The organism is Pseudomonas sp. MF4836 (assembly GCF_002018875.1).
Taxonomy (GTDB): domain Bacteria; phylum Pseudomonadota; class Gammaproteobacteria; order Pseudomonadales; family Pseudomonadaceae; genus Aquipseudomonas.
The window spans coordinates 163473-175816 of the sequence record NZ_MVOL01000013.1; the positions used below are offsets into that span (position 1 = coordinate 163473).

The 12344-nt window shown below is 59.4% G+C and carries 11 protein-coding genes; 3 read left to right on the plus strand and 8 right to left on the minus strand.

The genetic code is table 11. The features are described from left to right. Positions 1-12 precede the first annotated feature (12 nt). A complete protein-coding gene (gene dnaG, locus MF4836_RS26855; protein WP_078472866.1) occupies positions 13-1980 on the minus strand; it encodes a DNA primase in 1968 nt (655 codons plus the stop codon). Between the two features lie 487 nt (positions 1981-2467). Continuing rightward, on the minus strand, positions 2468-2683 hold the full coding sequence (rpsU, locus tag MF4836_RS26860; RefSeq protein ID WP_002551877.1) for a 30S ribosomal protein S21: 216 nt from the start codon (positions 2681-2683) through the stop codon (positions 2468-2470). Between the two features lie 200 nt (positions 2684-2883). On the opposite strand from rpsU, the gene tsaD reads away from it, so the two are divergent. Then, positions 2884-3909 (plus strand): tRNA (adenosine(37)-N6)-threonylcarbamoyltransferase complex transferase subunit TsaD, encoded by a 1026-nt coding sequence (gene tsaD / locus MF4836_RS26865; RefSeq protein ID WP_078472867.1) that lies wholly within the window; start codon positions 2884-2886, stop codon positions 3907-3909. A 52-nt stretch (positions 3910-3961) separates the two neighbouring features. On the opposite strand, the gene plsY is transcribed toward tsaD, so the two are convergent. Further along, positions 3962-4531, minus strand: coding sequence for a glycerol-3-phosphate 1-O-acyltransferase PlsY (plsY, locus tag MF4836_RS26870; protein ID WP_078472868.1), 570 nt, complete (start codon positions 4529-4531; stop codon positions 3962-3964). Positions 4532-4605: 74 nt separating this feature from the next. Here plsY and folB point away from each other — a divergent pair, with 74 nt between their 5' ends. Together folB and folK are read left to right on the plus strand one after the other, a co-directional pair. Then, positions 4606-4959: a dihydroneopterin aldolase gene (folB, locus tag MF4836_RS26875; protein WP_078472869.1), complete on the plus strand. Its 354-nt coding sequence runs from the start codon at positions 4606-4608 to the stop codon at positions 4957-4959. Next, a complete protein-coding gene (gene folK, locus MF4836_RS26880; RefSeq protein ID WP_078472870.1) occupies positions 4950-5465 on the plus strand; it encodes a 2-amino-4-hydroxy-6-hydroxymethyldihydropteridine diphosphokinase in 516 nt (171 codons plus the stop codon). The genes folB and folK overlap by 10 nt, the downstream gene beginning before the upstream one ends. A gap of 57 nt (positions 5466-5522) precedes the next feature. Here the strand turns inward: folK and MF4836_RS26885 are convergent, their stop codons facing one another. The 5 genes from MF4836_RS26885 to glpE form a co-directional block, all read right to left on the minus strand. Beyond that, entirely contained in the window at positions 5523-6752 is a 1230-nt protein-coding gene (locus MF4836_RS26885; RefSeq protein WP_078472871.1) for a multifunctional CCA addition/repair protein, read from the minus strand. A gap of 64 nt (positions 6753-6816) precedes the next feature. Further along, the gene (locus tag MF4836_RS26890; RefSeq protein ID WP_078472872.1) at positions 6817-8379 is read right to left on the minus strand and encodes a SpoVR family protein; all 1563 of its coding nucleotides are present in this window, start codon (positions 8377-8379) and stop codon (positions 6817-6819) included. Beyond that, positions 8376-9647, minus strand: coding sequence for a YeaH/YhbH family protein (locus tag MF4836_RS26895; protein WP_020295461.1), 1272 nt, complete (start codon positions 9645-9647; stop codon positions 8376-8378). Before MF4836_RS26895 ends, MF4836_RS26890 begins: the two co-directional genes overlap by 4 nt. Positions 9648-9765: 118 nt before the next feature. Further along, positions 9766-11688 carry a PrkA family serine protein kinase gene (locus tag MF4836_RS26900; RefSeq protein WP_078472873.1) on the minus strand — a complete coding sequence of 641 codons (1923 nt, stop codon included), beginning with the start codon at positions 11686-11688 and terminating at the stop codon, positions 9766-9768. Between the two features lie 297 nt (positions 11689-11985). Beyond that, complete coding sequence (gene glpE / locus MF4836_RS26905) at positions 11986-12315, minus strand: thiosulfate sulfurtransferase GlpE (RefSeq protein ID WP_078472874.1); 330 nt, start codon at positions 12313-12315, stop codon at positions 11986-11988. Between the last annotated feature and the right edge of the window lie 29 nt (positions 12316-12344).

The window sequence follows — 12344 nt, forward strand, 5'->3', positions numbered from 1 at the left end:
TGAGCTATGACCTCACGCGCCAGTTGAGGTCGGGCTTGATGCGGGAACATTGCGTCTTAAAAGCTCAAGTAGTTGGACTTTCTCCTCGCCACTCAAGTCACTTTGACGCGATTTCCTTAGAAGTTGCTCTAAAACACGTTCGCGTTGACGCACCGATAAACTGTTAATGGTGTCGAAAAACTGTTGTTCAAGGTTATCGCCGTCAATCAACCACTCCTTTTCTGCCAGCGCCTTGAGCAGGCGACCCTGTTCGGTGCCGTGCCAGCGCGCCATGAGTTGATGTATAGAGCGTAGCTTAGGATTTTTCTGTACGGCTTCGATCAACGCCACCAGCAACTGAGTGTTGGTGTTGTTGTCATCGGCAAAATGTCCGGCATCTTCAACTTTTTCCGCCAGTTGCGGGTGGTGCAGCAGCGTACGCAGGGCGGAAAGGGTCGGCGGCTCGACTGCGGCCGGGATGCGCGGGCCGCGAGGCTGGTCGCGATCGCCATGGCGTTTGCCCTTGGCATTCTTGTCCCAGGGCTTGTTTTCCCACTTCTTGCCGCCGCCACTCTTCTTCGGCGTCCACTCCTGCTGGGGCGCATAGGCCTCCTGCGGTTCGTGGTAATCGGCGTAATCGGGCATGGCGTCGTAATTGATGCCGGCGTCATAGGCAGGCGGCGCTTCTTGCGGCGCGCTATGTACCAATTGGCTCATGGCCTCGTTGTTGAGGCCGGTGATTTCGCTGAGGCGTTGGCGCATCAGGGTGCGCAGGTTGGCCCCGGGAACCTTGTCGATCAACGGTGACGCCAGGGTGGCCATATGGGCCTTGCCTTCAAGCGAGCGCGGATCGGCTTCATCGATCAGCTGCTGGAAGAAATAATCGGCCAGCGGCTGGGCGTGCTGATTGATGCGGGCGCGGAAGGCGTCAGTGCCCTCGGAGCGCACCAGGGTGTCGGGATCCTCGCCTTCGGGCAGGAACAGGAAGCGGGCGCGACGCCCATCCTGCAGACACGGCAGCGCCGCTTCGAGTGCGCGCCAGGCGGCCTTGCGCCCGGCCTGGTCGCCGTCGAAGCAGAACAGAACACTCGGCACCACGCGAAACAGACGCTTGAGGTGTTCTTCGCTGGTGGCGGTGCCCAGGGTGGCAACGGCATTGCGCAACCCCTGCTGGGCCAGTGCAATCACGTCCATATAGCCCTCGACCACAATGATTTCGTCGAGGTTGCGGTTGTTCTTGCGGGCTTCGAACAGGCCGTAGAGTTCCTGGCCCTTGTGGAAGACCGGGGTTTCCGGCGAGTTCAGGTACTTCGGTTTGTCATCGCCCAGCACTCGGCCGCCGAAGGCGATGATCCGGCCACGGCTGTCGCGGATCGGAAACATTACCCGGTCGCGGAAGCGGTCATAGCGCTTGCCGGTTTCAGCGTTTTCGATCAGCAGCCCCGCATCGATCATGGCCTTCTGCTGCAAGGTGTCGCTGCTCAGGTGCTTGAACAGGTTGTCCCAGCCGGGCGGGGCGAAACCAAGGCCAAAATCGCGGGCGATCTCGCCGGTCAGGCCGCGGCCTTTCAGGTAGTCGACGGCAGCCTTGCGCGCGGGGTGGCTCTTGAGTGCCTGGCGATAAAAATCAGCGGCTGCGGTGAGCAGCGGGTACAGCGGCGAGTCAGTCGGTTGCCGCGGTTTGTGCGGCCGACCGCTTTCCTCGCGGGGGATTTCCATGCCGGCGGCTTTGGCCAGTTCTTCGACAGCCTGGGGAAAGTCCAGGTTGTCGTGGTCCATGATGAAGCCGAGGGCATTGCCGCCGGCGCCGCAGCCGAAGCAGTAGTAGAACTGCTTGTCGGGGCTGACGCTGAAGGACGGGGTTTTTTCTTTGTGGAACGGGCAGCAGGCCGTGTAATTCTTGCCTGCTTTTTTCATTTGCACGCGCGAGCTGACAACATCGACGATGTCGGTGCGGTTCAGAAGGTCGTCAATAAAGCTCTGGGGAATTAGCCCGGCCATGGCGTTCTCGTCATCACTGCGCGCAAGCGTGAATTGAACCGGCGCGAAGGCGTCGAAACAGGGGCGTCATGAGGCGCAAACGCAGTGCGGCTCGACCATCTGTCGTCGGCTTGATCGCTGTCGGGAAGTGTATCTGCCGAAGGTTCACTGACGTTAGTTCCAATCAGTAATCGACTATTCGAAGATGTTGCTCTGAGTCCGACTGCGGCCCGTGGGAGGCCTCGGATAGCTCATAAGCGGGCGCTGGAGAAGGGCGCCTTGGGCTGATCGTCTGTAGGAAATCAGAAAAAGTGTGCTCGTCAGTAGCCTTGGAAGGCTCGTCAGAAGAGACGTGCACCGCTGGCGATAAGCCAGGTCTGACGTGGTGAAGCAGGTTGTCTCGGTCGCATGGGCGGCTTTGACAGTGAAGCATCAAGCGATATCCGCAAATGCCATTAGCCCGGCTGAGGGCCGGGCTTGGCAGAAGCTTGCAGCGAACGTCTGTGTATTAGTACAGACGAACGGCGCGGCGCTGTTCGCGCTGAACTTTCTTGGCGTGACGCTTAACAGCGGCTGCTGCTTTACGCTTACGCTCAGAAGTCGGCTTCTCGTAAAATTCGCGGCTACGAACTTCAGCCAGAACACCGGCTTTTTCGCAGGAGCGCTTGAAACGACGCAGAGCTACGTCGAAGGGTTCGTTCTCTTTAACTTTGACGGCTGGCATCCAGAGCTACCTTCATTCATTACCGGGGTCAACGTTCTCGTCGCAAAAATCACGGCTGAGGTCGTCGGTTTTTAAGGGTTGCGGATGTTAACCCCTCATCGCTCGGAATGCAAAGCCTCTGATCGAAAACCGCTGGTCGGGCGCGGGAGTGGCGACTATTATGCGCGCCTTCGAATTTAGCCTCTACAAGGCGCAAACCCATGCTAGTACTGGGATTAGAAACCTCCTGCGACGAGACCGGCGTCGCGCTCTACGACAGTGAACGCGGGCTTTTGGCCGATGCACTGTTCAGTCAGATCGACCTGCATCGCGCCTACGGCGGCGTGGTGCCGGAGCTGGCTTCGCGTGATCACGTCAAACGCATGCTGCCGTTGATTCGCCAGGTATTGGCGGAAGCTGACTGCGTTCCGACCGAGATCGACGCCATTGCCTACACCGCCGGCCCGGGACTGGTCGGAGCCTTGCTGGTCGGGGCTTCCTGTGCTCAGGCGCTGGCGTTCGCCTGGGGCATTCCGGCCCTGGGTGTGCATCACATGGAAGGCCATTTGCTGGCACCGATGCTGGAAGAACAACCGCCGGAGTTTCCGTTCGTCGCTTTGTTGGTTTCCGGTGGGCATACGCAGCTGGTTCGGGTCGATGGGATCGGCCAATACGAACTGCTGGGCGAGACCCTGGACGATGCCGCAGGCGAAGCTTTCGACAAGACGGCAAAGATGATGGGGCTCAATTATCCGGGTGGTCCGGAGATTGCTCGCCTGGCGAATCAGGGCGTGGCCGGGCGCTTTGTCTTTCCGCGGCCGATGACCGACCGTCCGGGCCTGGAGTTCAGCTTCAGTGGCTTGAAAACCTCGGCACTCAATACCTGGCAGCAACGCGTCAGTGCTGGGGACGACGGCGAGCAAACCCGTTGCGACATCGCGCTCGCGTTCCAGCAGGCGGTGGTGGAAACTTTGACCATCAAGTGCAAGCGTGCGTTGAAGCAGACCGGTTTCAAGCGTCTGGTGATCGCCGGCGGCGTGAGTGCCAACAAAGCCCTGCGTGTGTCGCTGGAAAAAATGCTCGGGGATATGAAGGGCCATGTGTATTACGCCCGCCCCGAGTTTTGCACCGATAACGGCGCGATGATCGCTTTTGCCGGCTGTCAGCGCTTGCAAGCCGGGCAGCAGGAAAGCTTGGCGATTAGCGTGCAGGCGCGCTGGCCCATGGAGCAACTGACGCCCTTGTAGGGCGTTAGGGGTGTTTCCGGTCAGCGAGCTTGAACGGTTTTCACCGGACGATTCAGAAATGCCGTTCGCGCCCGGCAAACAGGTCGCGTAAATTGCCCCGGTGGCGCCAGACGATCAGCAGCGTGAGCACGCTCATCGGCAGTAGCGCTTCCGGTTCCTGCCAGGCCAGTAGCGGCAAGGTCAGGGGCGTGGCGATCAGTGCGGCCAGCGAGCTGGTGCGGGTCAGGTAGAACGCCAGGACCCACGCGGCCATGGCCAGCAAGGCAGCTGGCGGGTAAAGCCCGAGCAGCATGCCGGCGGCGGTGGCGACACCTTTACCGCCGCGGAAGCGAAAGTACAACGGGAACAAGTGGCCGAGAACGGCGCACAGGCCAATCCAGGCTTGTTGTTGCAGTGAAAGGCCTGCCACGGCGGCGATCAGGACGGGCAAGAGCCCTTTGCACAGGTCGCCGAGCAAGGTCAGGACGGCGAGTTTCTTGCCGGCCAGACGCAGCATGTTGGTGGCACCGGCATTGCCCGAGCCACTCATTCGCGGATCGGGATTACCCGTCAGGCGGCTGAGCAAAATGGCGAAGGACAGAGAGCCGAGCAGGTAGGCGAGGATCGCCAGTAACCAAAACATGCTAACTATTCCGGGCGAGGACGCCCTGATTCTAACGGCGCATTGCGCCCTTGTCGTGCTGCGGAGAAGAGTGCTTGGACAGAGTGTTTATCGAAGGCCTGGAAGTCGACACCGTGATCGGTGCCTATGACTGGGAGCGCGGCATCCGTCAGTGCCTGCGTCTGGACCTGAGCTTTGCCTGGGATAACCGTCCGGCAGCTGCAGGTGATGACCTGACCCTCGCGCTCGATTACGCAAGCGTCTCGTCGCGCATTCAAGCCTTCGCCGAGCAGGCGCAGTTCCAACTGGTCGAAACCTTTGCCGAGCGTCTGACCGAGGTGTTGATGAGTGAGTTTCATATTCCTTGGCTGCGCCTCAAGCTGACCAAGCCCGGCGCAGTTCCCGCCGCCACCGGTGTTGGCGTGGAGATCGAGCGCGGATGTCGCTAACTCAGGTTTTTCTGGGGCTCGGCAGCAATATCGAGCGCGAAACCCATTTGCAGGCCGGGCTCGAGGCCTTGGCCGCGTTTCTGCAGGACATGCGCTGCTCGGCGGTGTTCGAGAGCCAGCCGGTGGGGATCAAGAGTGGCCCGTTTTTCAACCTGGTGGTGTCGGCCTTCACGGATTTGCCGTTGAACGAGCTGGATCGTCGTTTGAAGTTCATCGAGGCGGATAACGGCCGTTATGCCCCCGATCGCATAGGCCTGCCGCTGGATATAGACGTGCTGCTGTATGGCGATCTGGTTGGCAATTTCGATGGCCTGATCCTGCCCCGTGCAGAAATCCTGAAAAATGCCTTCGTGCTCTGGCCGTTGTCGCTGATGGCGCCCGAGCGCCTGCACCCGGTTGCCGGGCAGAGCCTGGGCACGCTTTGGCGAGAGTCGCAGATCAATCAGGTGCTGGCGCCCGTGGCCTTTGAGTGGCGCGGTGTGCAGCTGACTCCGCCGGGGCTCTGATCGCGCCTGGCTTGGCGGTGGCGGACCTGCTGACGGGCAGGCCTGCCGGACCTGTGCTCAGGGGGCGTGTTGTTCCTTGTAGGCTTTCAGTGCTTTGAGGCGTTCCAGCCTCAGGGCTTCCCCCAGCTTTGGCCCCTTGAACCCTTGTTCCAGCAGCGGTTGTACCGCGACCGCGCGTGCAGCATTGGCGGCGCCTCGCAGGTAGTCGGCCTGCGGGTAGGTGCGTGATTCCAGGCCAAGGCGCCCTCGGGCGTCCATCTCGCAGGCGGCGATAAACTCCTCGAAGCGCTGCGGGCGGCGATAGATATCGAAGCTTTGCAGCAGTTCCAGCAGAGTCGAGGCCCGCAGTTCAAGGGCGCGATGACCATGGGTGTGATATTGGCCGACTAATAGCGCCAGTTCCTGGCAGTCCCGCGGCACCTTGAAGCGTTCATTGATGGCCTTGATCGGCGCCAGCCCCTTTTGCTCATGGGCGATGTGCTGCGGCCACTCATCCTGTGCCGTCAGTCCTTTGCCCAGGTCGTGCAGCAGGCAGGCCCAGCGCACCGTCAGCGGCTGCTGATGTTGCGCGGCCTGTTGCAGCACGCTCAAGGTATGCACGCCGGTGTCGATTTCCGGGTGATGCGCTTCAGGCTGAGGAACGCCGAACAGGGCGTCGACCTCGGGCATCAGCACCTTGAGGGCGTTGCAATCGCGCAACACCTGGATAAATACCTGAGGCTGGTTTTCCATCAGGGCGCGGGAGATTTCCTTCCAGCTGCGTTCGGCGGTCAGGGCTTCCAGCTCGCCTGAGGCGCTCAGTTGGCGCATCAGTTCCAGAGTCTCTGGCGCGACGGTGAAACCCAGATCGGCATAGCGCGCAGCGAAGCGGGCAACTCGCAATACCCTGAGGGGATCTTCGGCGAACGCGGAGGAAACATGACGGAGCAGGCGGGCTTCAAGATCTTGTTGGCCATGATAGGGGTCGGTCAGCACGCCCTGGGCATCCTCTGCCATGGCATTGATTGTCAGGTCTCGCCGGATCAGGTCTTCTTCGAGAGTGACCTCGGGGCTGGCATGAAAGGTAAAGCCGCCGTAGCCTCGACCGCTTTTGCGCTCGGTGCGCGCGAGGGCATACTCTTCGCCGCTTTTAGGGTGCAGGAATACCGGGAAGTCGGCCCCGACCGGGCGAAAGCCCTGGGCCAGCATTTCTTCGGTTGTTGCGCCTACCACCACCCAGTCGATATCAGTGACCGGCTTGCCGAGCAAGCGATCGCGCACTGCGCCGCCGACCTTGTAAATCTGCATAAAAAACCTCCGTTAGCCCGACAGGATAACCCTTGCGTCGAACTTCCGGAGGTCTGATCTCGGCTTAAAGATGGATGACGGCCAAGTCCAGGCGGCCGTAGTCACCTTCGCTGTGCTCGCCCCTGGGCGGCACGTGGTGGGTTTTCATGATCTGGTCGCCCTGCAGGGTTTCCAGGTGAATGTCGAACCCCCAGAGGCGGTGCAGATGCTTGAGCACCTCATCCGTGGAGTCGCCCAAAGGCTTGCGGTCATGTTGCTGGTGACGCAGGGTCAGCGAGCGGTCGCCGCGGCGGTCGATGCTCCAGATCTGCACGTTGGGTTCGCGATTCCCCAGGTTGTATTGCGCAGCCAGGGTTTCGCGGATGGTCCGATAGCCCCCTTCATCGTGAATGGCTGGCACCAGTAGGTCATCCTTCTGGTCATCATCGAGGATGCTGAACAGTTTCAGGTCACGGATCACCTTCGGTGACAGGTACTGCAGGATAAAGCTTTCGTCCTTGAAGCTGCTCATGGCGAACTTGATGCTCGACAGCCAATCGGTCCCGGCCAGGTCCGGGAACCAGTGGCGGTCCTCGTCGGTGGGTTCTTCGCACATACGGCGAATATCGCGATACATGGCGAAGCCCAGGGCGTAGGGGTTGATGCCGCTGTAGTAGGGGCTGTCGAAGCCGGGCTGCATGACCACACTGGTGTGCGAGGTCAGAAACTCCATCATGAAACCGTCGGTCACCAGGCCTTCGTCATACAGGTCGTTCATCAAGGTGTAGTGCCAGAAGGTCGCCCAGCCTTCGTTCATCACCTGGGTCTGGCGTTGTGGGTAGAAATACTGGGCGATCTTGCGCACGATTCGCACGATTTCCCGCTGCCAAGGCTCCAGCAGCGGCGCATGTTTTTCGATGAAATAGAGGATGTTTTCCTGAGGTTCGGCGGGGAAGCGCGCATTGTCTTTGTCGCTGTATTTGTCAGCGCCTTTGGGAATGGTGCGCCACAGGTCGTTGATCTGCTTCTGCAGGTGTTCTTCGCGGTCCTTCTGCCGCCGCCGTTCTTCTTCGGCCGAAATCGGGTATGGGCGTTTGTAGCGGTCGACGCCGTAATTCATCAGGGCGTGGCAGGAGTCCAGCAGGTCTTCCACCGCGTCGATGCCGTGCCGCTCCTCGCACTGCATGATGTACTGCTTGGCGAACACCAGGTAATCGATGATCGAACTGGCGTCGGTCCAGGTGCGGAACAGGTAGTTACCCTTGAAAAAGCTGTTGTGGCCATAGCAGGCGTGAGCCACCACCAGGGCTTGCATGCAGATGGTGTTTTCTTCCATCAGGTAGGCAATGCATGGGTCCGAGTTGATCACGATCTCGTAGGCCAGCCCCATCTGGCCGCGGCTGTAGGATTTTTCGGTACTGAGGAAGTGTTTGCCGTAGGACCAATGGTGATAACCCAGGGGCATGCCGACTGACGCGTAGGCATCCATCATCTGCTCGGCGGTAATGACCTCGATCTGGTTGGGATAGGTATCCAGGGCGTAGCGGTCCGCGATACGGCTGATTTCGCGGTCGTAGGCCTGGATCAGCTCGAATGTCCATTCCGAGCCGGTAGAGATGGGCTGGCGTTTCTGCTCTCTGGCGGTCATGTCACTAACCTGCGCTGGAAGAGTTCACGGAAGACCGGATAGATATCTCCGGCCGAGACCAATTGCTGCTGGGCGAAGGTGTCAGAAAAGGCGTCGGCGATTCGCTCGTATTCGAACCACAAGGCCTGGTGTTCACGTGGGGTTATTTCCACGTAGGTGTAGTACTGCACGAAGGGCATGATCTGATTGATCAGGATGTCCCGGCAGATCGGTGAGTCGTCGTTCCAGTTATCACCGTCCGACGCCTGGGCTGCGTAGATGTTCCATTCGTTGCTCGGATAACGTTCGGCCATGATCTCCTGCATCAGCTTCAGGGCGCTGGAGACGATAGTGCCGCCGGTTTCCCGGGAGTAGAAGAACTCCTCCTCGTCGACTTCCCTGGCGCTGGTGTGGTGACGAATGAAGACGACATCGATCTTGTCGTAATTGCGCTTGAGGAACAGGTACAGCAGGATAAAAAAGCGCTTGGCGATGTCCTTGGTCGCCTGGGTCATGGAGCCGGAGACGTCCATCAGGCAGAACATGACGGCCTTGGAACTGGGGTTGGGTTGCTTGACCAGCAGGTTGTACTTCAAGTCGAAAGTATCGAGGAAGGGCACGCGATGGATGCGCGCGCTGAGTTTCTCGATTTCTGCTTCCAGTTCCTGGATATCGCCGAAGTTGTCCGGTTCTTCCCGCTTTAATCGGGCCAACTCCTCTTTTGCTTCCCGTAGCTTGGCGCGGCTACTGCCGGACAGGGCGATGCGCCGTGCATGAGCCGAGCGCAGGGTGCGGATGATGTTGATGCGCGACGGGTTGCCTTCGTTGCTGATGCCGGCGCGTACGGTCTTGAAGGTATCAGTGCCGGTCAGGTTGCGTTTGACCAGGTTGGGCAGTTCCAGATCCTCGAACATGAATTCGAGGAATTCCTCCTGGGTAATCTGGAACACGAACTCGTCCATGCCCTCGCCGGAGTTGCCGGCCTTGCCCGGACCTTTGCCGCCGCCGCCCCCTTGCGGGCGGGCGATATGCTCGCCGCTGGTGAACTCCTTGTTGCCGGGATGCACCACGGTCTGTTTGCCGCCGCGGCCATGGTGAAGCACCGGCTCGTCGATATCGCGACCGGGAATGCTGATTTGTTCGCCATGCTCCATATCGGTAATGGAGCGGCGGCTGACGGCCTCTTCGACGGCCTTTTTGATGTGATCACGGTAGCGCCGCAGGAAACGCTGGCGGTTTACCGTGCTCTTGTTCTTGCCATTGAGACGTCGGTCGATCACATAGCTCATGGTGGCCCTCCGGGCAGCTTCAAGTTGTGAGCTGCAAGCTGCAAGCAGAAGCGACTACCCGGATGTCCGGTTCACACACTTCTTTCTTACAGCTTGTAGCTAGAAGCTTGCAGCTGCGTCACTGCGACTTCCGGACCCGTAGGTACCATTCGGAAAGAAGCCGTACCTGTTTGTCGGTGTAGCCGCGTTCGACCATGCGTGTGACGAAGTCGTTGTGTTTCTGCTGGTCCTCTTTGCTGGCCTTGGCGTTGAAACTGATGACTGGGAGCAGGTCTTCGGTGTTGGAGAACATTTTCTTCTCGATAACCACCCGCAGTTTTTCGTAGCTGAGCCAGGTCGGGTTTTTGCCATTGTTGTTGGCACGGGCGCGCAGCACGAAATTGACGATCTCGTTGCGGAAATCCTTCGGATTGCTGATGCCGGCCGGTTTTTCGATTTTTTCCAGTTCTTCGTTCAGTGCCACGCGATTGAGGATCTCGCCGGTTTCCGGGTCGCGGTATTCCTGGTCCTGGATCCAGAAATCGGCGTAGAGCACATAGCGGTCGAAGATGTTCTGTCCGTACTCGCTGTAGGACTCGAGGTAGGCGGTCTGGATTTCCTTGCCGATGAATTCGATGTAGCGCGGCGCCAGGTATTCCTTGAGGAAGCGCAGGTAGCGTTCCCGGGTTTCGGCCTGGAATTGCTCCTGTTCGATCTGCTGTTCCAGCACGTACAGCAGGTGCACCGGGTTGGCGGCGATTTCATGGGGGTCGAAGTTGAACACCTTGGACAGGATCTTGAAGGCGAAGCGGGTCGAGAGCCCGTTCATCCCTTCATCCACCCCGGCGTTATCCCGGTATTCCTGAATCGACTTGGCCTTGGGATCGGTGTCCTTGAGGTTTTCCCCGTCGTAGACCCGCATTTTGGAGTAGATGTTGGAGTTTTCCGGCTCCTTGAGCCGCGAAAGCACAGTGAACTGCGCCAGCATCTTCAAGGTGTCGGGCGCGCAATGGGCCTTGGCCAGGGAGCTGTTGAACAGCAGTTTGTCGTAGATCTTGATTTCATCGCTGACCCGCAGGCAGTACGGCACCTTGACGATGTAGATACGGTCGATGAAGGCTTCGTTGTTCTTGTTGTTGCGGAAGGTGTGCCACTCCGATTCGTTGGAGTGGGCCAGCAGAATCCCGGTGAACGGGATCGCTCCCAGGCCTTCGGTACTGTTGTAGTTGCCTTCCTGGGTGGCGGTCAGTAGTGGGTGCAGCACCTTGATCGGTGCCTTGAACATCTCCACGAACTCCATCAGGCCCTGGTTGGCCCGGCACAGGGCGCCAGAGTAACTGTAGGCGTCGGCGTCGTTCTGGGGGAATTCTTCCAGCTTGCGGATATCGACCTTGCCCACCAGCGCGGAGATGTCCTGGTTGTTTTCATCACCCGGCTCGGTCTTGGCCACGGCGATTTGGTTGAGGATCGACGGATAGAGCTTGACCACCCGGAACTGGCTGATATCACCACCGAACTCGGAGAGCCGCTTGGTGGCCCAGGGCGACATGATGGTATTGAGGTAGCGCCGAGGAATGCCGAAGTCTTCTTCGAGGATGGCGCCGTCTTCAGTGGCGTTAAACAGCCCCAGGGGCGACTCGAAGACCGGTGAGCCCTTGATCGCGTAGAAGGGCACCTTCTCGATCAGTTGTTTGAGTTTTTCCGCCAGGGACGACTTGCCGCCGCCCACCGGGCCGAGGAGGTAGAGGATCTGTTTCTTCTCTTCCAGGCCCTGAGCGGCATGGCGGAAGTAGGAGACGATCTGATCGATGCATTCTTCCATTCCATGGAAGTCTTCAAAGGCCGGATAGCGGCGGATCACCTTGTTGGAAAAGATCCTCGACAGCCTCGAATTGGTCGACGTGTCGAGCAGTTCGGGCTCGCCAATGGCCAATAGCAGGCGCTCGGCGGCGGAGGCATAGGCGCTTCGGTCCTTTTTGCATAGCTCCAGGTATTCCTGCAGCGAGAACTCTTCCTGGCGTGTGGATTCGAAGCGTTGTTGGAAGTGGCTAAAAATACTCATGACGTCACCTCGCTCGATACGTGGAGCCGTCGCCGGATCAGTCAGTCAAGTGCTGGCATGCAACTGAAAGTCCAGTTGCTGTTTACCCCCCAGAACACTTTCAAAGCTATCTACCTTGAAAGCTAGTACCGATGACCCGTGCGCCGGTGTACCGGCTCTCCCCTGATTTGGATGGCCTGAGGCTAAGGATAGTTCGGAATCCGAGAGGTAAAGGCGAGATGAGTAATTAGTTGCGACAGACCGTTCGTCTGCCGCTGCCCAGCCCGCGTAGCACGCGGGCTAGAGCCTGGAAAAAATTTATTCGGCTTGGCCTTGGGCGGTTTCGGCCGGGTAGGTGGTGCGCCACAGTTCGAAGCCGCCGTCCAGGCTGTAGACGTCGGAGAAGCCCTGGCTGACCAGGTAGGCCGCCGCGCTTTGGCTGGAGTTGCCGTGATAGCAGACCACGACCAGCGGGGCGTCGAGATCGGCGCCACGGATAAAGTCACTGATGGAGTGATTATCCAGGTGCTGTGAGCCACTGATGTGGCTCAGGGCGTAGGTCTGCGGATCGCGGATATCGACCACGACCGCGCCCTGTTCGCGCAGCGACTGGGCCTGATCGGGGGGGATGCGTTTGAATTCACTCATGGCGGGCTCCTGGGGCCTGAATAAAGGCG